This window comes from Ruegeria sp. HKCCA6707, assembly GCF_013033515.1.
Lineage (GTDB): Bacteria > Pseudomonadota > Alphaproteobacteria > Rhodobacterales > Rhodobacteraceae > Ruegeria.
In genome coordinates, this window is sequence record NZ_WQEG01000005.1 from 231,208 (window position 1) to 251,443 (window position 20,236).

The 20,236-nt window shown below is 59.4% G+C and carries 20 protein-coding genes; 6 read left to right on the forward strand and 14 right to left on the reverse strand.

The window, feature by feature from the left end:
- Window positions 1-14 precede the first annotated feature (14 nt).
- Window positions 15-1,010, forward strand: a complete 996-nt coding sequence (locus GOW40_RS14000; RefSeq protein ID WP_171100884.1) for a hypothetical protein — start codon at window positions 15-17, stop codon at window positions 1,008-1,010.
- On the opposite strand, the gene glp is transcribed toward GOW40_RS14000, so the two are convergent.
- The 5 genes from glp to GOW40_RS14025 all read right to left on the reverse strand — a co-directional run bounded on the left by glp (window position 1,007) and on the right by GOW40_RS14025 (window position 6,225).
- Entirely contained in the window at window positions 1,007-3,082 is a 2,076-nt protein-coding gene (gene glp, locus GOW40_RS14005) for a gephyrin-like molybdotransferase Glp (protein ID WP_371731850.1), read from the reverse strand. The two genes, GOW40_RS14000 and glp, sit on opposite strands and share 4 nt — an antisense overlap.
- A complete protein-coding gene (mobB, locus tag GOW40_RS14010) occupies window positions 3,079-3,570 on the reverse strand; it encodes a molybdopterin-guanine dinucleotide biosynthesis protein B (protein WP_171130950.1) in 492 nt (163 codons plus the stop codon). Before mobB ends, glp begins: the two co-directional genes overlap by 4 nt.
- Entirely contained in the window at window positions 3,567-4,211 is a 645-nt protein-coding gene (gene mobA, locus GOW40_RS14015; RefSeq protein ID WP_171130952.1) for a molybdenum cofactor guanylyltransferase MobA, read from the reverse strand. Before mobA ends, mobB begins: the two co-directional genes overlap by 4 nt.
- Before the next feature lie 59 nt (window positions 4,212-4,270).
- Window positions 4,271-5,224 (reverse strand): AEC family transporter, encoded by a 954-nt coding sequence (locus GOW40_RS14020; protein WP_171130955.1) that lies wholly within the window; start codon window positions 5,222-5,224, stop codon window positions 4,271-4,273.
- A gap of 110 nt (window positions 5,225-5,334) precedes the next feature.
- Window positions 5,335-6,225 carry a formate dehydrogenase accessory sulfurtransferase FdhD gene (locus GOW40_RS14025; protein ID WP_171131229.1) on the reverse strand — a complete coding sequence of 297 codons (891 nt, stop codon included), beginning with the start codon at window positions 6,223-6,225 and terminating at the stop codon, window positions 5,335-5,337.
- A gap of 49 nt (window positions 6,226-6,274) precedes the next feature.
- On the opposite strand from GOW40_RS14025, the gene GOW40_RS14030 reads away from it, so the two are divergent.
- Both GOW40_RS14030 and GOW40_RS14035 read left to right on the forward strand, forming a co-directional pair.
- On the forward strand, window positions 6,275-6,985 hold the full coding sequence (locus GOW40_RS14030) for an AzlC family ABC transporter permease (RefSeq protein ID WP_171130957.1): 711 nt from the start codon (window positions 6,275-6,277) through the stop codon (window positions 6,983-6,985).
- On the forward strand, window positions 6,982-7,314 hold the full coding sequence (locus tag GOW40_RS14035) for an AzlD domain-containing protein (protein WP_171130960.1): 333 nt from the start codon (window positions 6,982-6,984) through the stop codon (window positions 7,312-7,314). The genes GOW40_RS14030 and GOW40_RS14035 overlap by 4 nt, the downstream gene beginning before the upstream one ends.
- Here the strand turns inward: GOW40_RS14035 and GOW40_RS14040 are convergent.
- The 7 genes from GOW40_RS14040 to GOW40_RS14070 all read right to left on the reverse strand — a co-directional run bounded on the left by GOW40_RS14040 (window position 7,303) and on the right by GOW40_RS14070 (window position 13,820).
- Window positions 7,303-7,935, reverse strand: coding sequence for a hypothetical protein (locus GOW40_RS14040; RefSeq protein ID WP_171100872.1), 633 nt, complete (start codon window positions 7,933-7,935; stop codon window positions 7,303-7,305). The two genes, GOW40_RS14035 and GOW40_RS14040, sit on opposite strands and share 12 nt — an antisense overlap.
- A gap of 21 nt (window positions 7,936-7,956) precedes the next feature.
- Window positions 7,957-8,091 carry an aa3-type cytochrome c oxidase subunit IV gene (locus tag GOW40_RS14045; protein WP_171100870.1) on the reverse strand — a complete coding sequence of 45 codons (135 nt, stop codon included), beginning with the start codon at window positions 8,089-8,091 and terminating at the stop codon, window positions 7,957-7,959.
- Window positions 8,092-8,159: 68 nt separating this feature from the next.
- Window positions 8,160-8,720 carry a hypothetical protein gene (locus GOW40_RS14050; protein WP_171130962.1) on the reverse strand — a complete coding sequence of 187 codons (561 nt, stop codon included), beginning with the start codon at window positions 8,718-8,720 and terminating at the stop codon, window positions 8,160-8,162.
- On the reverse strand, window positions 8,707-10,548 hold the full coding sequence (locus tag GOW40_RS14055) for a glycerophosphodiester phosphodiesterase family protein (RefSeq protein ID WP_171130965.1): 1,842 nt from the start codon (window positions 10,546-10,548) through the stop codon (window positions 8,707-8,709). The genes GOW40_RS14050 and GOW40_RS14055 overlap by 14 nt, the downstream gene beginning before the upstream one ends.
- A gap of 65 nt (window positions 10,549-10,613) precedes the next feature.
- Complete coding sequence (locus GOW40_RS14060) at window positions 10,614-11,066, reverse strand: DUF6173 family protein (protein WP_171100864.1); 453 nt, start codon at window positions 11,064-11,066, stop codon at window positions 10,614-10,616.
- 4 nt (window positions 11,067-11,070) lie between these two features.
- Complete coding sequence (locus GOW40_RS14065; protein ID WP_171130967.1) at window positions 11,071-12,117, reverse strand: MBL fold metallo-hydrolase; 1,047 nt, start codon at window positions 12,115-12,117, stop codon at window positions 11,071-11,073.
- Window positions 12,117-13,820 carry an acyl-CoA dehydrogenase gene (locus GOW40_RS14070; protein WP_171130969.1) on the reverse strand — a complete coding sequence of 568 codons (1,704 nt, stop codon included), beginning with the start codon at window positions 13,818-13,820 and terminating at the stop codon, window positions 12,117-12,119. Before GOW40_RS14070 ends, GOW40_RS14065 begins: the two co-directional genes overlap by 1 nt.
- A 125-nt stretch (window positions 13,821-13,945) precedes the next feature.
- On the opposite strand from GOW40_RS14070, the gene GOW40_RS14075 reads away from it, so the two are divergent.
- Window positions 13,946-14,893, forward strand: coding sequence for an L-threonylcarbamoyladenylate synthase (locus tag GOW40_RS14075; protein WP_171130971.1), 948 nt, complete (start codon window positions 13,946-13,948; stop codon window positions 14,891-14,893).
- Here GOW40_RS14075 and GOW40_RS14080 read toward each other — a convergent pair.
- Complete coding sequence (locus GOW40_RS14080) at window positions 14,890-15,444, reverse strand: YqgE/AlgH family protein (RefSeq protein WP_171100855.1); 555 nt, start codon at window positions 15,442-15,444, stop codon at window positions 14,890-14,892. The genes GOW40_RS14075 and GOW40_RS14080 overlap by 4 nt on opposite strands.
- A gap of 165 nt (window positions 15,445-15,609) precedes the next feature.
- Here GOW40_RS14080 and GOW40_RS14085 point away from each other — a divergent pair, with 165 nt between their 5' ends.
- Window positions 15,610-16,413, forward strand: coding sequence for a protein-disulfide reductase DsbD domain-containing protein (locus GOW40_RS14085; RefSeq protein ID WP_171130973.1), 804 nt, complete (start codon window positions 15,610-15,612; stop codon window positions 16,411-16,413).
- Window positions 16,414-16,417: 4 nt separating this feature from the next.
- A complete protein-coding gene (locus GOW40_RS14090) occupies window positions 16,418-16,837 on the forward strand; it encodes an NUDIX hydrolase (protein ID WP_171100851.1) in 420 nt (139 codons plus the stop codon).
- On the opposite strand, the gene GOW40_RS14095 is transcribed toward GOW40_RS14090, so the two are convergent.
- Window positions 16,834-20,235 carry an efflux RND transporter permease subunit gene (locus tag GOW40_RS14095; protein WP_171130975.1) on the reverse strand — a complete coding sequence of 1,134 codons (3,402 nt, stop codon included), beginning with the start codon at window positions 20,233-20,235 and terminating at the stop codon, window positions 16,834-16,836. The genes GOW40_RS14090 and GOW40_RS14095 overlap by 4 nt on opposite strands.
- Window position 20,236 lies beyond the last annotated feature (1 nt).

The following is a 20,236-nucleotide window of genomic DNA, read 5'->3' on the forward strand; positions in this document are numbered from 1 at the left end:
CGGGAGGGGCGATCATGTCAGAGCCATCACCTGATCACGACGCCAACAGACCGACATCGCTGGGCATCTATGATCGTCCGGGCGAACCGAAAGTAACCGGGATCGAGATCACTGCGGTGGCGCTCAGCCTGGCTTGGCTTTTGATTGCCATTGTCTTTCTTGTCTTGCCCAGCAACCAGCAAGGTGGCGGTGTGATCGTCATCTTTCTGGCCGTGTTCATGCCTGTGGCGATGATCTGGGTGGCGGCTGTTGCGATGCGCACCAGCCGCATCATGCGCGAGGAAAGCGCCCGTCTTCAGACCGCGATAGATGCCATTCGCAACACCTACGTCACGCAGCAGCAAAGGGCCGCCAGCACCTATGCACCGATGGTGTCCAAAAGGCTGGAAGACATCGCTCAAACAGCCCAAAACGCAGAAAGCACCCCTGCGACGTTTTCTTCTCACCGCGCAGAACCGGCGCGCCCGCTTTCAGCCCCGGCCTCTCGCAACGATCAGACATCGCTGGAATTGGGCGTACCCACCGAGGATATGTCGCCACCCCTGCCAAAGGATGTTTTTATCCGCGCTTTAAACTTCCCCGAAACCCAAGACGACGCGCTGGGGTTCGATGCGCTGCGGCTGGCGCTCAAGGACCGGCAGGCCTCGCAGCTTGTGCAGGCCTCGGAAGACATCCTGACTTTGTTAAGCCAAGAGGGGATTTACATGGACGACCTGCGCCCGGATATGGCGCGGCCTGAAGTCTGGCGGCAATTTGCCCAGGGTGCGCGCGGGCGTGCCATTGCTTCGCTGGGTGGCATTCGCGACCGCTCGTCTCTGGCGCTGACCTCTGCGCGCATGAAACAAGACCCGATCTTTCGCGACGCGGCGCATCACTTCCTGCGCAAGTTCGACCATATGATCGTCGATTTCGAGCCCAACGCCTCGGATGCAGAGCTGACCGCATTGGGTGACACGCGGACCGCGCGGGCCTTTATGTTGCTAGGCCGTGTGGCCGGGACGTTCGATTAAAGTCCGAAACTGCCAAAGGGTATAAAGCGCACCGGATCGCCAGGCTGAATATGCTGCGCGCCGTCGCCAAGCTCGACCAGCCCTTCGGCCCAGCTGAGCCCGCTGATCCGGCCAGACCCTTCCGAACGAAACACTTCGACGCGCCCGTCCCGCAAACGCGCGCGAAGGTATTCCCGACGACCGGGCTTTTTACGCTTTTCAAACGCTGCGGGCACATCGAACCCTTGTGGCTCCTTCCACCCCTCACCCGCCATCAACCCCAGCGCAGGACGGGCAAAAATCAGGGTGCAGACCATGGCCGCCACGGGATTCCCTGGCAGGCCAAATACAGGGGTGCCGCCCCACATGCCCAAGGCCAGTGGACGGCCAGGTTTCAACGCTATCCGCCATTCTTGCATCGCACCTGCCTGACGCAACAGGGCCGAGACATGATCTTCGTCACCCGCCGACGCGCCGCCACTGGTCAGGATCACATCGGCCTTATCAGAGGCCTGATCCAACCGGGCGCGCAACATCTCGCGATCATCGGCGACGCGGCCCATGTCGACCGGCTGAAACCCCATGCGCGCCATCATGGACAGCAGCATCGGGCGGTTGGCGTCAAAAATCTGCCCAGGCCCTACCGGGTCGCCGGGTTCGATCAACTCATCCCCGGTCGACAGGACAGCAACACGCAAAGGGGCTTGCGCTGCCACCTCGGCCACGCCCACAGCGGACAACAAGGCAAGATCTGCCGGAGTCAGACGGCGCCCCTTGGACAGCGCCAACGCGCCTTGCGCCACGTCCTCGCCTGCTTTGCGGGTGTTGGCGCCCTGCTTCAGCGGCCCGTGAAAGGCGATATGACCGTCCTGAACGGTAACATCCTCTTCCAGGATCACCGTGTCCACTCCCTCGGGCAGGGCCGCACCGGTCAAAACGCGCAATGCGTGACCTTCAGGGACCGCACCGTCAAACGGGATACCCGCCGCCGCGCGTCCGGGGGTCAGGGGTAATACGTGGCTGCCCTCGGACATGGCCCCCGCAAACCCATAGCCGTCCACTGCCGTATTGGGCTGCGGCGGATTGGACCGTTGTGCCACAACGTCCTCGGCCAGCACCCGGCCAATCGCGTCCTGCAAAGCGACGGTTTCGGGCGCGGTGACAGGGCGCAAGCGGTCCTTCAGCAAGGCCAGAGCCTCATCAACCGGCGTCCAATTGACCCCGGCGGGCAAGGCGAAACAGTCATTCCTGAGTGGCGACGGAGCGATATCCGGCTTTTGTTGTGACACCCCTAAAATCCACCCTTCCTCTGCCGCGCTGACATCAAGTGCCTGCGCCAATTCCTGTTCCGACATCGCCGCCAGCCACAGTGCAACCTGTTCAACCTGCCAGGCGTCCTTGATCTGACCATCCGGTGCTGCGCCCAGTTTCAACGAAGGCCAGATTTCCACGAAGGCCACCGGTCTGTCCAGCGGATGGAACGGCCAAACCGCCACCTGCCCCTCGAATGCACGGCGCAAACGGTTGAGCACGGGCAACCCCATCATCACCTGTCCACCCACCGCCCCGGCGCCCCCCATCTGCCAGCATGTGAAACTGCCCTTGGCCTCGGGTATCAGTTCTACCCGGCGTCGTTCGGGAAACGGGTTATGATAGCTTGACCTGGTTTTTGGCAACCCGTCGATCTTACGCTGCAACCCGTTGAACCAGAACGGCCCTTTGCCCCCGAACCTCAGGTTGATCTGGCCCGCCAGATCGAAACGGTTATTGGCCGTGGGTGTGTCCTGAATATGGGTTTCAAACCAGTCCCAAAGACGCAGCGGATCATCCGATCCGGTCAACGCCTGGGCAAAGCCTTTGGGATAGCCAAAAGGGAAATCGAACCCCAAACACAAGCGTCGCCCGGCCCGGATCTCGGCGTCAATCAGACTGTGCAACCAGCGTTCTGCGATCTGGCGGTTTCGATGATAGACCGGCTCTTCGGCGGACCTGCCTCGCACAACACAAGACCAGATTGCATCTTTGCGGGGTCTTGGGCCAGTGTCTTTTCCACCAGACCAATCGACCATCGCAAAGCTGTCAAATCCGGTCACAAACCGACCTCGTGCAGGATGAAATCTGCAATCGCGGCCGTATCGTTCAAATCGAAAACCGGACGATCCAGAGACAGCGGCACGTCGCTGGCAACAGCGCGGATCGTGTCATTGCCCGTTGCAATCAGGGCGTTGCCCGGTTCTTGCCGAAACGCCTCGATCTTGGGATGTGCCTCTCGTTTGTATCCTTCGATCAACACCAGATCGACCGGAGATAGGCGAGCCAGAAGATCCGACAGTCGTGGCTCCTCGGCCCCGCGCAGTTCTTGCATCAGCGCCACGCGCTGACCCGAGGCCAAAAGCACTTCGTTCGCGCCTGCTGTGCGATGGCGATAACTGTCACGGCCCGGCTGATCAACGTCAAAGCTGTGATGCGCGTGCTTCACGGTCGAGACCGAGAAACCACGGTCAGTGATCTCGGCCACCAACCGCTCCATCAACCCGGTCTTGCCCGCATTCTTCCAGCCGGTGACGCCATAGACTCTCATGCCAGCCTCAACAGTTCTTGCGCGCGGGTCAGGTCGTCGGGCGTGTTCACATTGAAAAACGGATCAAAGGGTTCAGCAGGGAACAATGCCTCACGCCCCTGATGCTTGTCCGTCCACAGCACCACCTTGCGCAGACCGTCTTGCAATTCAGCCCGCAAATCATCGCGCAACGCCACGGGCCAGAGCCCAAAGGTCGGGTGCCGGTTGACCCGCTTGCCACCGCCGGATTTCAGCACCTCATCGCTCGAACGTGGTGTCGTGGCCAGAACCAGCGGATGCGCTTGCCCCGCGGCCGCGTGTTGCAGACGCGCCACCAGATCATGCGGAAAGAATGGCGTATCCGCTGCAGCGGTGACGATACTGTCGGCTCCCTGCCCTGCTGCCCAATCCAACCCAGCCAGAACCCCGGCCAAAGGCCCTGCAAAGCCCTCTATGGAGTCCGGCACAACAGGCAGCCCAAGATCTGCAAACCGCGCCGGATCACCATTGGCATTCAGTGCAAGCCCACCCACTTGTGGCGCCAGGCGTTCAACAACATAGGACAACAGGCTCTGCCCGCCGATCTGCAACAGACCCTTGTCACCGCCACCCATACGCGTCGCCAAACCGCCCGCCAGTATCACGCCCAGAGGTTTTCCCATTCCCGTCCCTTGATTCATTCACCGCAGCGGAACAACCTTTGAGGCTTTGTAGATCGAACTCAGTTCAATTGAAACGCGGTTGGATACAGATGGTGCAGGACAAACAACCAAAGTATCAGCGTTCCGACAGACAAAAAGGATGTCATGGACACGATATGGGCCGCCAGTTTGGGCTCTTGATCATAGTGTTTGGCCAAAAGGAAAACGTTTTTCGCCGTGGGCACCGCCGATGACACGGTTGCCGCGATGGTCCACAGCGGATCGAGGCCAATCAGATGCGCCGCCAGCAGGACCAGCCCCGGTGCAACGATCAGCTTTGCACCCGTCAGGAACAGAAGCAGCGGCCCGGTCTGGACAATGGTACGCACGCTTGTCGTAAATCCGATGGCAAACAGCGCAACAGCCGCCAAACCCTGGCTGAGCAGTTCAAGATAGTCCGAGACGGCGTTCGAGAAACCAAGCCCGGTCGCAGAATAGGCAACACCCAACAAAGTTGCAGCAATAATCGGGTTCTTCAGGACATTCAGAATGATTTTGTAGATTGGCGTCCTAACCCCCGCTTTGTGACCTGCGGTGGTTTCAAGCGTTGTGGTCATGATCAACAGCAATATGGCCACGACCAGATTGGCCAGCACAGCCGGCAACGCGCCTTTGGACCCAAATATCGCATGCAAGATCGGCAGGGCCACCAGCGCCGTGTTCGAAGCCACGGCAGCAAACGCCGCGACCGTGGCCGATCCGGCGTGAAAACCCGTCATGCCTTTGAGAATGAGAAACAAAACCACAAACAGCGCCAGCAGAGTCCCGCCATAAGCGATGTAGAAGCCATAGTTCAGAAGGTTGGTGAACTCTTCCTGACCAATCAGATAAAACATGATGGCCGGGATCAGGACAAAGACTGCGAATTGCACCAACGCATCTGAGGTATCTTCGCTCAGCAGCTTGGTCCAGGAAAAGACATATCCCGTCACGATGACTGCGAAAACAGGGGCTATGAGGTTGATGAGTTCCATATTCACCCGGGCAAAAATGCACCCGCTTTGCTGTTCGTATTATCGCCGCTTAACGAACATCTATCAGAAACGGCTGAAATTCCTAACCACTGCTGTCAGATGATGGAAACTCAGGACTGCGCGCTTTTTCGTTTATGCTTTTTATCTTCATGCGGAACCGTTGCCGGATCCACATCGCGCACCAAACGGTCCTCACCCGACAGACAGACAAACCGCTGACCCCGCATCCGCCCAATCAAAGTCAGCCCAACCTCACGCGCAATCTCGACGCCCCAGGCGGTAAAGCCCGAGCGGGAGGCCAGCACAGGAATGCCCATCATCGCCGTTTTGATCACCATCTCGGAAGTCAGTCGCCCGGTCGTGTATAGGATCTTATCCGCAGCGCTTTCACCTTCGGACAGCATCCAGCCAGCAATCTTATCAACGGCGTTATGGCGGCCCACATCCTCCATATAGACCAACGGGCGGTTTTCGTGGCACAGCACGGTGCCGTGAATGGCCCCGGCCTCAAGATAAAGCGATGGGGTGCGGTTGATCTTGGCGGCCAGATCATACAGCCACGAGGTGCGCACCGACACCTGCGGCAGGCGCACATCCTCAAGCCCTTCCATCATGTCGCCAAAGACCGTCCCCACCGCGCAGCCACTGGTGCGGGTCTTTTTCTTCAGCTTGTCCTCGTATGAGGTTTGCCGCGCGGTGCGCACCACAACGGTTTCCAGATCATCATCATAATCGACCCGGGTGATCTGATCATCCGTCAGCAGCATGCCCTGATTGCGCAGAAAGCCCAGCGCCAGATATTCAGGATAGTCGCCAATGGTCATGGCCGTCACGATTTCCTGAGAGTTGAGGAAAATCGTCAGCGGGCGTTCCTCAACCACGGAAATCTGGCTGACATCGCCGTTCTGATCCACACCTTCGACCGCGCGGGTCAGGCGAGCCGCCCTTGGATCTGGTGCGATCACATAGTCTGACAGGTCAAGCTCCGTGGCCAATTGCAACCCCTCCCCAAGACGGCTACTGCTGCTCTTGGCACCATAGGATCTCACCATGGCAATCACCACAAGCAAGTCATATTTCTGGACGGGTTTTCGCGAAGGTCTGCCCTTTGTGATCGTCGTTGGCCCGTTCGGAATGCTGTTTGGGGTCTTCGCGACCGAGGCCGGGCTGAACATCGCGCAAACCATTGCCTTCTCTGCCACCGTCTTTGCCGGTGCGGCCCAGTTTACCGCGTTGCAATTGCTGCAGGACAATACACCCACAGTGATTATTCTGGCCTCTGCGTTGGCGGTTAATTTGCGGGTGGCGATGTATTCGGCCTCGCTGACCCCCTATCTGGGTGCCGCACCACTTTGGCAAAGGGCCTGCGCTGCTTATCTGATCGTGGATCAATCCTATGCCTGCTCGATCGTCCGGTTCGAGGCAGAGCCCGAGCTGACCACAAAACAGCGTATGGCCTATTTCGTCGGATGCGTCAGCCCGGTGGCTCCGATCTGGATTCTGATGACCTATCTGGGCGCGGTTCTGGGTGCTCAGATCCCTGACAGCTGGGCGCTGGACTTTGCGTTGCCGATTGCCTTTCTGGCGATGATCGGACCGATGATGCGCACGCTGCCTCATGTGATAGCCGCCCTTGTTGCGATTGTTGTCGCGCTGCTTACCGTTCAGGTTCCGGCCAATCTGGGCCTGCTGATCGCCGGAGTCGCTGGCATGATGGCAGGCGCGCAGGCCGAACTGGCGCTGGAGAGGCACAAGCGATGACAACGGTAAGTGCAACAACCATCTGGATCCTGATCATCGGCCTTGCGATTGGCAGCTTTGCGCTGCGTTTTACCTTTATCGGGCTTGTCGGTGACCGCCCGATACCATCCTGGCTATTGCGGCATCTGCGTTATACCGCCGTGGCGATCATTCCAGCTTTGATCGCGCCGCTGGTCGTGTGGCCCGCAGCGACCGACGGCCAGCCTGATCTGCCACGCATGGCCGCAGCAGCCGTGGCATTGACAGTCGGCTTGGTCACAAAAAAAGTGCTGACAGCGATCTTTTCCGGGGCCGCTGTGCTCTATGCCTTGCTTTACTTAATTGGTTGAAGCCCCATCCAACGCGTTCAATTGCGCGTTGTTGGCTGCAAGACCTTTTTGCAAATCCGCGTCATCGTTTTCGCGATATTCAGCTGTCTGAACACCGGGCAAAGCGCCAAACTGCTCGGACAGCTTGACCGGATAAAAAGTGGTGCTGATCCCTTCGAACCCGGGCACCTGCTGAAGCAATTGCGCGGTTGCATTTGCACAGAACGCACCCGCGACCGGCCCGGATTGCTTGGCCAGTTGCAATGCGATTTCTGCCTGTTGTGGCGTAACTTCAATCGTCTGGATACGGGCGTAATGCGTTTCGCGCGCATGACTGCTGCGATAAGCCCGTTCGACATTTGGAGTTATTCCGTAGAGCACATCATCCTTGATCGGCACAACATCCGCGCGGAACGAACCTGCCGGGTCAAAGATCACACGCTCGCTACCGCTGATCATCAACGAGGTATGCGCACCCGATCCGTTGCGCGTGCTGATCATGGTGTAGAGCGTCAAAGTCGAGGGCCCTGGGTCGCGATAAGACCTGGCAACGATCTCGGCCTGCTCCGCCTGCGGGCGTTGCGACCCGGCGCAGCTTGCCAACACCGCAAGTATCAGACAAGCAGTCAGAACCCTGAACACAGGTGTCACCTCAAAGAAAGCTTAAGACGCAAACACCGCCAGGAACAGGCACAGGAGGGCGATGACCACAACGCACCACGTTGTGAATTTGATGAAGCCATCGAAAGTTTTGGTTTGGACGGTGATATCCATCTCGCCGTGCTTGTGTTCAGCCATGATCTAAAGATTCCCAATTCGCGTGTTTACGAGGTTGGATAATGCAATTTTCAGCCCCTGTCACCACGTCATTCGCGCGCACCTTCACGCGATGGAAAAACCGAGCATCCCGGGTATCCGAACCCCCAACGCCAAGGCAGACCGCTGCACGGACCACCACCAAAACGCACCGCCAAGAACATGGCTTCTGCGGTGATGGAATGAACCTGCCCGATCTGATCCTCCGTCATATCGTACCGCTCGGCATAGTCAGAAGCGAATTCCTGACCATGTGTCTTCACGCAGGACCGTAAAGCTTCATCAGCAGTCAAACGCGCCTTGAAACTGTCTTCTGCTGTAAGCGCGCCTCCTGCTGAATGGTAGGCTTTGTCATGCGTTATACAGCAGTATTCCCAAGGCGGATGCGCTTCATAGAGCGCACTGAATTTGGGAAAGGTATCAGCCACAAGGCGCCAACTGCTGGAGAGACCACCGGAACATCCATCGGTCTCAAACGGGGTCAGATCGGCGTCACCCCGTTGATCCATCAAAGCGCGATGCGCCGGCATCTCAATGCTGCTCATGATGTCTTGCGCCTGCACAGGGGTCGCGCAGACCAACAGAAGGCACAGACTGTTACGGATTGTCATCACGCATCGCCTGAGTATCGACAGACAGTCCAAAACTTGTGGCCAACCACAAGAGCAGTCGTTCGCCCGGGCCCATCTCAGCCCGCGCCTGCAACACCGCGTTTGCCATGGCCGGACGGTCGGTGATCAGGCCGTCAGCGCCCATAGATGCCATGGCCGACATTTGCAGCGGATCATTGACCGTCCAGACATAGATGTCCTTGCCCGCTTCATGGACCTTACGGATCAATCCCGGCGATACCGTCGCCGCGTTCACCGCAACAAAATCCCCTTCCAACCCCGAAAGATCGCCCACAGCCGTCGCTGCCAATACTCCCGCCCGCCAATCCGGGCGCAGCTTTTTCATCTTTTGGACTGCGGGGTATTTGAGAGACATGGTCGAGATACTGTCCTGCATCTCCATTTCTTCCACAATGCCCACCACGCGGTTTTCCAATTCGACGTCGTGGCCGTAATATTTCAGCTCAATAATCACATTGGCCCGCCCCTTCGCGGCCTCCAAAACCGCGCGCAGGGTTGGGGTGCGCTCCGCGGCGTATTTCGGATCGAACCAACTGCCGATGTCGATCTCGGCCACATCCGGCATGGTCGCGTCCCAGACCTTGAGGTTGACGCCGCCCAGCTTCATGAAATCACTGTCATGGGCCACGATCACTTCGCCATCTGCGGTTTCCTGAACGTCGATCTCGACCCAATCGGCCCCGTCTTCGATTGCTTTGAGCACCGAAGCAATCGTGTTTTCAGGCCTCAGCGCTGCGGCCCCCCGATGGCCAATGACCTCGGCATGATCCGGCGTCTGCACACGCTCTAACAGCGCCTGCCCCGACCACAAACCGATCAGCAAAGCCACAGCGGCAATTGCTACCGTGACAAGAATCGGCCGTCGCACATTACTGCGGGGTTCGGGATGTGGCAGCGATGCGGCCTCGGGCTCGAAAAACCTGTCTAGCAGGACCGCCAAGGCCCCAAGTGCCAGCGCCGCCAAGACAAGCCCCGCCAGCGACCAAAGACCTGCCACCAAAAGGCCAATGCTCAGGGCGACACGCAGATTTGTACCCTCGCTAAGTGGGACCAGAGCGAAGGCCAGCCCTGCAACAAAGGCAATGGCTGCACCAATCGCCAAGCGCATGGCCAGCCACAGGACCAGCTCGATTTTCAACCGCCCCCGCTTTCCCTCCATCCGCTGCTGGCTCACGACAAATGCGCTGGCCGGGGGCGTGCCTTCAAACAGCACAAGATGCAGACCCAAAGCCCAGCCTGACAGACGTCTGACCAGAACCCAGGCCAGAGCCAGCACCACGATCCCGATCAGGACAACAGCAATCCAGAAGGCCGGGGGGTGAAACGTGAGGTAGTAGTTGATGTCAAACTCCGTCAGGGTCCACCACGCGATCAGGCCAGCAACCGCCACAAACGGAACCGCGATCACCAAAATCCGCAGGATCAGCCGTGCGGCGAAGCCAAACAGGGAAGGTAAGCGTGAGATGATCAGCGAAATGGCGGAGCTACTGGCGCGCCAAGGGTCAGGTTCCCCCATACGCAGCGATGCGGCCATTACGGCAAAGACAAAGACCTCGGCCAACAAAAACAGGCTGAGCACAACAATCGCCGCGACGAACCCGATCGGAGACAAAAGAAACATCGCGATGGCCTGATCGGTCAAAGCAGATTGATCCGACAGCGAGACCGCAAAATTGACGGCAACGGCCATGGCAGGCGCGATCAATGCCACCAACAGCAAGCGCACCGCTATGTAGATCGGCAGGAAAACACGGCGCCGGGCCCAGGACCCGGCATATGCACTTGTAACGGCTGAGAAATATGACACGCGAGGTTCTCCTGAATGATCCACTCATTCAAGGCTGCGATTGCGTGAATTGCAAGGGTTCTGAGTCAGCTTTCTCCCAGATCGGCCGCAAGCCGGAAGCCGATACGGTTGGCCGGTTTATCCTCAACCGATTTGGGCAGCGCACGCAGCATGACATTCAGCTGAGTGACATGCTGAACCAGTTGCGTCTTCGCACCCCCGCCATCTGAACCATAGAACGTGACGATATCAGGCTCGAAAAACCCCATCCCCTCGATCCGCATCACGCCCGCTTCGCCGCCGGTGAATCCCATGGCGACCTCATGATCGGCATCCAGTGCTTTTTCGAAATTCTGGATATACATGATCAGCCGCTCATAGGCCCATTGCGCAGGGCTTTTCGCCTCGACAGGCTTCTGCAATGGCTTGGGCAGGTCTTTGGCACCAGACTTGGCGTCGGAATTGGCATGTACTTCGTAACAGCGCGGCAGGGCCGCCGCTTCGGCAGCTTCGGCTGACGTCTCGATTTCATCCTGCATGACGCTATTCCTTGCGCTGGTACATCCACGCACCATCATCCCGACGGGTTCTGGTAACCGCACCAATGTGGAAGAGATGGTTCATATGTGCAACTGCCTCGACCAGCGCCAGACCATATTCACCCTCTTTGATCGGACGCTTGAACAAAGGTGGAAAGCAATCGGCAGCGGTTCTCGGCTGATCCAATTCGCCCAGCAAACGCGCCAGCGCACCGTGGTGATTGTCAATCAGTTGCCGCATCCGGATCGGCAAACCGGTGAAGGGCAGTTTATGTCCGCCAAGAACCAGATGCTCGGGTCGGGCCAGCGATTGCAGGCGCTCGCAGGCCTCGAGCCAACCGGAAACGGGGTCGGCCATCGGTTCGGTTGCATACACCCCAAGGTTGGGACTGATCGAACTGAGAATCTGGTCGCCGCTGATCACCAGATCGTCGTCGCGGCTCCAGAAGGTTGCGTGTTCGGGCGAATGGCCGTTGCCGATATGCACATCCCAATCGCGCCCGCCCATGCGGATCACGTCATCCTGTTTAATCCGTGTGTAGCCCAGCGGCATAGGAAAGACGCCATCCGCAAAGTTGAACGGTCGGTCCGCCATGCGCTTGGCCAGAATATCCGGCGCCATGCCCGCGCTGCGATAGAAGTTCAGCGTCTCTTCCGGCCAGGTTTCTTGCACATCCAGCGTCAACATCCGCGCAAACAACCAGGCCGTCCGAGTCGCGACCAACTCGGCCCCGTGTTCGGATTGAAACCACCCTGCATTGCCGACGTGGTCGGGATGGTGATGGGTCACAACAACCCGGCGCACGGGCTTTCCGCGCAATGGCCCCGCCATGACGTTTTCCCAGATCGCGCGCGACTTTTTGGAAGAAAGCCCGGTATCGACGATCGTCCAGCTGTCGCCATCATCCAGCGCGTAGACGTTCACATGGTCCAGCGCCATTGGCAAGGGCAGGCGGATCCACAGCACGCCGTCGGCAATATCGATGCTTTCTCCCGGTGCCGGAGGCTCCGGCCAAGGGTAGCGGATGCTCTCGGGCCGATCACCGTCCATCAGCTGGCCAGCTCATCAACGCTGAGCGCATAGAGATCCTCGGCCCCTTTCTGCGCCTGCGCCAACAGCCCAGAATATTCGGGCAGTAGCGCACTGATGTAATAGCGCGCCAGTTTCGCGCGGGGCCCTTCCGGGTCCGCCAAGGCAGCGGACAGGTGGTAATGCCCGCCCAAAACGCGCGCAAAAGCTGCCAGATAAGCCGTCGCCCCGGCAAAACGGGTGTTCATGTCCGTCTGCGACACCAGCCATTCGGTGGTTTCACGCAAGGATTCCGTGGCTTCCCAAACCGGACCGGCCAGATCCGGCAGGGTGGCACGGGCCTTCTCTGCCTGCTCTTCGATCTCGTCCAGCAAGTTCGAGGCGGCTTCGCCCCCATCCATCATTTTGCGCGCCACAAGGTCCATCGCCTGAATGCCGTTGGTGCCCTCATAAATCGCTGTCACGCGGACGTCGCGGTAATACTGGGCCGCGCCGGTTTCTTCGATAAAGCCCATACCGCCATGGACTTGCACACCGGTCTCGGCCACCCGCATCCCGGTTTGCGTACCAAAGGCCTTTCCGATCGGCGTCAGCAGCGCCGCACGGGCCGCCCAATCCGCATCACCCGTGGCTTGGGCCATGTCGATCGCAGCCGCATTGGCCAGCAGGATCGACCGCGCCGCAAATACATCGGCGCGCATATCCATCAGCATCCGCCGCACATCCGCATGGTCAATGATGGTGCCCGAGGGTGTCTTGCCCTGCTTACGCTCCAGCGCATAGGCCAGCGCGTGTTGATAGGCGCCTTCGGCCACGCCAACCCCTTCGCCACCCACCCCAAGACGGGCGTTGTTCATCATGGTGAACATGGCCGCCATACCGCCATGTTCCGGCCCAATCAGCCAGCCTTTGGCCCCGTCATATTGCATCACACAGGTGGGTGAACCATGCAGGCCCATCTTGTGTTCCAGCGAGACCACTTTCAGATCGTTTGCCACGCCGGGATTGCCGTTCTCATCCGGGATATATTTCGGCACCAGAAACAACGATATGCCCTTGGTACCCGGCACCCCGTCCGGCAGACGAGCCAGGACCAGGTGGCAGACATTTTCGGTAAAATCGTTGTCACCCCAGGAAATATAGATCTTCTGTCCCGAGATCGCATAGGTCCCGTCGCCATTCGGCTCGGCCTTAGACGTCAACGCACCCACATCCGACCCGGCCTGCGGCTCGGTCAGATTCATGGTCCCCGACCATTCACCGGCCATCATCTTGGGCAGATACAGCGCCTTCAGCTCGTCACTGGCATGATGTTCCAGTGCTTCGATCTGGCCTTGTGTCATCAGCGGCGCCAGTTGCAGCGACAGGCATGCCGCGCTCATCATCTCATTCACCGCGGTGGTCACGGTCATCGGCAGACCCATACCGCCATATTCGGGATCACCGCTCATCCCGACCCAGCCACCTTCGGCAATGGCTTTCCAACCATCCGCGTAACCGGGGGATGTGCGCAACACACCGTTTTCCAGACGCGCAGGGTGCAAATCGCCCGGGCGCTGCAAGGGGGCCAGAACCTCTTCGCACAGCTTGCCCGCTTCGGTCAGGATCGCGCTGACCACATCCGGGCTCGCATCCGAGAATTTCTCGGTCGCTGCGATCTGGTCGTAGCCGATCACATGGTTCAATAGAAATTCATAATCAGACAATGGGGCGCGATAGGTCATGGCTTCCCTCGGATTTGGTCCTGGCTGGCCTTGGAATTTCCAAGCCACGCCTGTATGCATCTGGGCTTGCAAGCTTACCTACCCGCCCGGGCCACGCAATCAACCAAAACGCCGCGTCACAAGTGATGAAACTGTTTCAAACCAAATATCTGTCCGCTGACGCTGCGGGGTTGGCGCAGGCCGCAGACCTGCTGCGCCAAGGTCAGCTCGTCGCGTTTCCAACGGAAACGGTCTACGGGCTGGGCGGCGACGCGCGAAACGGAGAGGCGGTTGCGGCCATTTATGAGGCCAAGGGGCGGCCCAGCTTCAACCCGTTGATCGCTCATGTGGCGTCGGTAGAGGCAGCGCAGCGTTTCGTCGAATGGTCCGATCAGGCGCAAAGTCTGGCCGATGCGTTCTGGCCCGGTCCCTTGACCTTGGTGTTGCCTTTGCGCCCGGGCCACGGGGTATCGTCCCTCGTCACGGCAGGGTTGGACACATTGGCCGTCCGCGTTCCAGCCCACCCCATTGCACGTTCGCTTTTGGAGGCCGTCGACGGACCGGTGGCCGCGCCTTCGGCCAACCCATCGGGTCGGATCAGCCCGACAACCGCAGGCCATGTGCAGTCGGGCTTGGATGGTCGGATCGCCGCCATCCTCGATGCGGGACCCTGCGGAGTAGGGCTGGAATCCACCATCGTCGGGCTCGCGGGTGAGCCTTCGCTTTTGCGACCGGGTGGCGTGGCTTTGGAAGAGGCCGAACACGCACTGGATACACGGCTGCATATTCATCAATCAGGTGATCTTTTGACCTCGCCGGGTCAGCTGCAATCCCATTATGCGCCGAACGCGCCGGTCAGACTGAATGCCGAGGCCGGTGTTGGGGATGAGGTCGTTCTGGGTTTTGGCCCGGTAGACTGTACCCTCAACCTTTCCCAAAGCAGTGATCTGGTCGAAGCTGCGGCCAACCTGTTTGCGATGTTGCACGATTTGGACAAATCTCACCGTCCGATTGCCGTGTCACCGATCCCCGACCATGGGCTTGGCGCTGCGATCAATGACCGGCTGCGCCGGGCTGCGGCCCCCAGGACTTAAGCGCGCCCCGCGCTGGCTGAAAGCGTCAGTGGGTCAACGCCCAACGTGGCCAGCGCGGCTTCCCACTTCTCGTCATCCGGCAGGTCAAAGACCAGTTTCGGATCGGACTCTGTGGTCAACCAGCCGTTCATCGCAATCTCATCTTCCAGCTGGCCCGGACCCCATCCGGAATAGCCCAGCGCAACAAGCGCATTGAGCGGCCCACGCCCCGAGGCCAGATCTTCCAGCACGTCCAACGTTGCGGTCATGCTGAAATCGCCGCAAATCTGCATCGAATGCAAATTTGCCTCATAATCAGATGAATGCAGAACAAAACCGCGCGACATCTCGACCGGACCTCCGAAATGCACCAGACGCTCACCCACAACCGGGATCCGACACGGAATATTGAGCTGCTCCAGAAGCACTTTGGTTCGCAGGTCCGACGGCTTGTTGATGATCAGCCCCATAGCGCCATCTTCGGCATGGCTGCAAATATAGACCACCGAATGCTCAAAGCGCGGGTCACCCATTCCAGGCATCGCAATCAACAGTTTTCCGGTCAGGTCCATGAGGCAAGGTCTCTTGTCATCCGTCCGAACCAACAATGACCCGGTCCGGCAGGGATTGGCAAGGGATCAGCGCATGTTCTGTGGGTATTCGGACGCATTTCATTCCGCTGAACGGAACGTGACTTGGCAACCTGCACGACTATGCCCATTTAATAGGGCATGATGATGTATAGGACACCTGCTGCCGCCCTGCTGGCTGGTCTTACTTTTGCTGCGCCGACATTTGGTCAGAGCGCGAACGGACTTGCGCAACTTGACATTCTGGATGGGGGCCGTTCAGCGGACGGATCGTATCAGGGCGCATTGCGGATGACCCTGCAGGATGGCTGGAAGACATATTGGCGCGCACCGGGCGATGCCGGGATACCACCGCATTTTGATTGGGGGCCGTCCTCGAATGTCGGTGAGGTTTCGATCACCTGGCCTTCACCGGATGTGTTTGACCAAAACGGATACCAGTCTATCGGCTATGAAGGCGAACTAGTCCTGCCGGTGACAATCACTCCGAAAAACCCTGCTCAGCCGGTTCGGCTGCAAGGCAGCGTTGACATTGGCGTCTGCAAGGATGTCTGCGTGCCCGAGCGGTTGGACTTCGACCATGTTCTGGATGCCGAGGCCGGGCGCAATCCGACCATTGCTGCGGCGCTGGCAGAACGTCCCTTCTCACCGGCCGAAGCAGGGGTATCCGGCGCGGCCTGTCACTTGTCGCCCACAAATGACGGGATGCAGATCGAGGCGCGGATCACCATGCCACCCGCCGGTGGTGACGAGGTTACGGTCATCGAACCGGGCAATCCGATCCTTTGGGCCTCTCAAACCGTGACTGAGCGGCAGGGCGACACGCTGATCGCCCGGTCCGAGGTCATCAATGCCTCGGGCGAGCCTTTTGCGCTGAACCGTTCCGATATTCGCATCACGGTTCTTGGCGCGCATCATGCCGTTGATATCATCGGGTGCAGCGCGGGCTGACCGCATGACACAACTTCCCCGAATCGGCGCTTTGGCCGTTGTTCTGCACGAAAACCAGGTGCTGTTGGTCCAGCGCAGCAAGCAGCCCGATGCCGGGCTGTGGGGCTTCCCTGGTGGTCACGTCGAATGGGGCGAAACGGTTCTTGAGGCGGCTGCGCGGGAATTGCTGGAAGAAACTTCCATCATCGCACAGCCCCTGTCCTACCTGGACAATCTCGACTTGTTGCGCCGCGACTCTCAAGGGCAGGTAAACTCACATTACCTGCTTGTAGGTGTGGCCTGCCGCTATGTCTCGGGCACACCTCAGGCCGGTGATGACGCCTTGGATGCAAGCTGGTTTCCGGTCGAACGCATCTTGCAAGGCGATCTGAGCATGAGCGCGCGTGTGCCCGAGCTTTTGTCCACCGCTCTAAGGGCTGATTAAGTGCCCGCGCGGCCCGACAACCGACCATAAAGCAGCCCCGAAAGGGTTACGCTGACCAGCAAGATCAGCGCCGCACCCGCCGCAAACACCCCAAATCCCATGCGCAGCAGGGCCATCCCGTCTTCGTCCCCGTAGAACTGGGCCAAAGAGGCGAGCGGCGCGCCAGACACAACGGGCCAGACCATCGCCACCACCAGCCAAACCGCCAAGGCTGCACCTGTCGCCACAACCGACCCCTGCACTACTCGATCAGGCGCGCGCAACGCGCGGCGCATCGCGGTCATCGGGCGCGCGACATCGTTGAGGATCGCCAGCAAGGCCGGAACCAGCAGCAACACAAGCAACATGCCAAAGCCCAGACCATAGACCAGAGTGATCACGGTCGGTTTGAGGAATTGCGCCTGTTGCGAGCCTTCGTAAAGCAGCGGTGTCAGACCAAGCACGGTGGTCAATGTGGTCAGCATCACTGGGCGCAGCCGGTCTGCGGTCCCTTCGATGATCGACGGCACCAGCCCGCGTTCCTGCTGGTACCCGTCAATGGTCGTCACCAGAACAATCGAGTCGTTGATGATAATCCCTGTCATGCCAAGCAGGCCGACAACGGTGAACATGCTTAGCGGAACATCCCAGATGTAATGGCCCCAGATCGTACCCACCAGGCCAAAGGGAATGATCGACATGACCACCAGCGGACGGGTCCAGCTTGCAAAGACCCAGGCCAAAACAAGGTAGATGCCGGTCAGACACAGGATAAGCCCCGCCCCGGCTTCGGCCAGAAACTCGTTTTCCTGTTCGCTCAGTCCTGCCATGCGCCATTCAACCTGACGTTCCGCCGCGATGGTGGGCAGGATTTCTTCCTGCATGGCGCGGGCAATCTCGGCTGCTTGGGCTGGATCGTCCTCGGAAATGTCCCCGTTCACGGAAATCACCCGCAACCCGTTTTCGCGCCGCACAGTTGAAAAGCCCGATTTCCGCTCGACCGAGACGATGTCGGCCAAAGGCACGTAAACCCCATCTGGTGTGCGCATCAGCGTGCGTTCCAGGAAATCGGCTGTCAGTTCGCCTTCGGGCAGTTCAACCCGGATTTCCGCGCTACGTGGTCCGTCGGGATAGGTCGCGGCCTCGATCCCGTTCAAGCGATCACGCAGCACGCGGCCCAGTGTTTCGATACGGAAGCCAAGCGCCTGTCCCTGAGGGGTCAGGTCCAGAATGAACTCTTCTTTGTCATAGGCCAGATTATCCTCAAGCGCCGAGACCTCGGGGTATTTTGCCAGTTCGGCCTGCAAATCCTCGGAGGCGGATTTCAGAGTATTTACGTCTGCGCCAAAGAATTGCACATCTATGGCGTCACCGCCGGGGCCGGACCGCCAGCCTCGGAAGCTGAGCAGTTCGACCTTGGGATGGCGTGGCACGGTATCTTGCAGCTCACCCACGAATTCAAAGCTGGAATAGGGACGCAAGTCTGCGTCGATCAACTCAATCGAAATCCCGCCCAGCAGGTCTGCATCCTTGCCATCGGCGGCGGAGAGACCAAACCCGGCCGATCCGCCAACCTCGGCCAGCACATAGTCAATCGGGTTTCGGCCATGGCGTTCTTCATAGACCGCACCCAGCTCTTCGGTGGCGCGCTGCACCATGCGCATCATCTCCAAGGTATCCGCGCGCGTCGCGCCCTCGACCATGATGAAATTGCCAGTAACCGAGCCCCGCTCGGGCGCATTGAAAAACCGCCAGTTCACGTCACCCCGAATGAACAGGGCCGCTTGGCTGGCCAGAATCACAACCATGATCGCCACAACCACATAGCGCGCCCGGATCACCAGCCCGATCATCGGGCGGAACAGCGTGTCGCGCACCCAGCGGAAACCGCGGTTGACCACACGGTTGGGCCAGTCATACCAATGTTCCTTGGCCGAATGCGCAATCGCGTGGGCCATGTGGTTGGGCAGGATCAGAAAGCACTCGATCAGTGAGGCAATCAGAACCGCAATGACCGTAAAGGGAATGTCGCGGATCAACTCGCCAAAGCGCCCGCCCACCAAGGTCAGGCCAAAGAAGGCGATCACCGTGGTCAGGGTGGCGGCAAAGACCGGCATGGCCATGCGCCGCGCGGCTCGTTCGGCAGCGACCATCGGCGGCTCGCCCAACCGGCGCGCACGGAAATCTGCGTGTTCACCCACCACGATCGCGTCATCGACCACGATGCCCAAAGTGATGATCAAACCAAACAGAGAGACCATGTTGATCGACAGCCCGCCCAGATACATGAACGCAACCGCTGCGGACATGGCCACCGGGATACCAACTGCTACCCAAAACGCGATACGCGCGTTGAGGAACAGAAACAGCAGACAGACGACCAATCCCAGCCCGACCAGGCCATTATCAACCAGGATATCCAGACGGTCCGTGATGGCCTGCGCTCGCGTGCGGATCAGTTCGATCGAGATGCCTTCGGGCAGGCTGGCCTGCATTTCGGTCACAACATCCTCGACCGTCCTTTGGATGCCGATTGCGTCGCCAAGATTCGACCGATCCACGCGGATCGACATTGCCGGGTTTTCACCAACAAAATAGCTGCGATCGCGGGTCACACCTTCGACCCGGATATCGGCCAAATCTCCAATCACCAGTTTGGAGCCATCTGGGAAATTGCGAAGCGGTATGCGCTCAATCTCTTCGGGGGTGCGTTTTTCAACACCGGTGCGGATCCGCGCATTGGCGCCGGTGACATCGCCTGCCGGGCTTGCGGTCACTTCGGCGGCAATGGCCGCCGCGATCTCGGACAGGGTGATATCATTGGCAATCAACTGGACGGTGGGCACCTCGACCACCACACGCGGTGCTGCGATGCCTCGGATCGTGGTTCGGGTTACACCAGCAGCAAACAGACGGTTGATCAGTTCATCTGTCAGATTGGCCAGCTGTTCCGGCTCGGTCGGTCCTGTGATCACGACATCCGTCACACGGTCACGCCAAGCCCCACGCCGGATCGTTGGCTCATCCGCATCCTCGGGCAGCTCGGTCACGCTGTCCACTGCGGTTCGGACCTCTTCAACAGCGCGTGACATGTCCCAATTGGGTTCGAATTCAAGCCGAACCCGGGCCGAGCCCTCGCGTGAGGTCGATTCCGTGCTGGCCACACCTTCAACCGCCAGCAATGCAGGCTCCAGAAGCTGAACTATGCCGTTATCGACATCCTCGGGGCCTGCCCCATCCCAAGTGACATTCACATCGACGCGTTCAAGGATGACGTCCGGAAAGAACTGCGCACGCATGTTGGGAACGGCCGCAGCGCCCAACACAAGCATCACCAGAAGCAGAAGGTTGGCCACGGTCCGGTGGCGCGTGAAATAGCTGAGGATACCGCCCGCAGCGTCCGGAATATCGCGCATCATG

Excerpts from the sequence above, each read along its gene's own strand:
- GOW40_RS14065 (WP_171130967.1), bottom strand. The coding sequence starts at position 12,117 with ATGGACGGTGATCGGCCCGAGAGCATCCGCTACCCTTGGCCGGAGCCT.
- GOW40_RS14095 (WP_171130975.1), bottom strand. The coding sequence starts at position 20,235 with ATGATGCGCGATATTCCGGACGCTGCGGGCGGTATCCTCAGCTATTTC.
- GOW40_RS14020 (WP_171130955.1), bottom strand. The coding sequence starts at position 5,224 with ATGGAACTCATCAACCTCATAGCCCCTGTTTTCGCAGTCATCGTGACG.
- GOW40_RS14000 (WP_171100884.1), top strand. The coding sequence starts at position 15 with ATGTCAGAGCCATCACCTGATCACGACGCCAACAGACCGACATCGCTG.
- mobB (WP_171130950.1), bottom strand. The coding sequence starts at position 3,570 with ATGAGAGTCTATGGCGTCACCGGCTGGAAGAATGCGGGCAAGACCGGG.
- GOW40_RS14090 (WP_171100851.1), top strand. The coding sequence starts at position 16,418 with ATGACACAACTTCCCCGAATCGGCGCTTTGGCCGTTGTTCTGCACGAA.
- GOW40_RS14060 (WP_171100864.1), bottom strand. The coding sequence starts at position 11,066 with ATGCAGGATGAAATCGAGACGTCAGCCGAAGCTGCCGAAGCGGCGGCC.
- GOW40_RS14045 (WP_171100870.1), bottom strand. The coding sequence starts at position 8,091 with ATGGCTGAACACAAGCACGGCGAGATGGATATCACCGTCCAAACCAAA.
- GOW40_RS14050 (WP_171130962.1), bottom strand. The coding sequence starts at position 8,720 with ATGACAATCCGTAACAGTCTGTGCCTTCTGTTGGTCTGCGCGACCCCT.
- mobA (WP_171130952.1), bottom strand. The coding sequence starts at position 4,211 with ATGGGAAAACCTCTGGGCGTGATACTGGCGGGCGGTTTGGCGACGCGT.
- GOW40_RS14085 (WP_171130973.1), top strand. The coding sequence starts at position 15,610 with ATGTATAGGACACCTGCTGCCGCCCTGCTGGCTGGTCTTACTTTTGCT.
- GOW40_RS14030 (WP_171130957.1), top strand. The coding sequence starts at position 6,275 with ATGGCAATCACCACAAGCAAGTCATATTTCTGGACGGGTTTTCGCGAA.
- GOW40_RS14075 (WP_171130971.1), top strand. The coding sequence starts at position 13,946 with ATGAAACTGTTTCAAACCAAATATCTGTCCGCTGACGCTGCGGGGTTG.
- GOW40_RS14080 (WP_171100855.1), bottom strand. The coding sequence starts at position 15,444 with ATGGACCTGACCGGAAAACTGTTGATTGCGATGCCTGGAATGGGTGAC.
- GOW40_RS14035 (WP_171130960.1), top strand. The coding sequence starts at position 6,982 with ATGACAACGGTAAGTGCAACAACCATCTGGATCCTGATCATCGGCCTT.
- GOW40_RS14070 (WP_171130969.1), bottom strand. The coding sequence starts at position 13,820 with ATGACCTATCGCGCCCCATTGTCTGATTATGAATTTCTATTGAACCAT.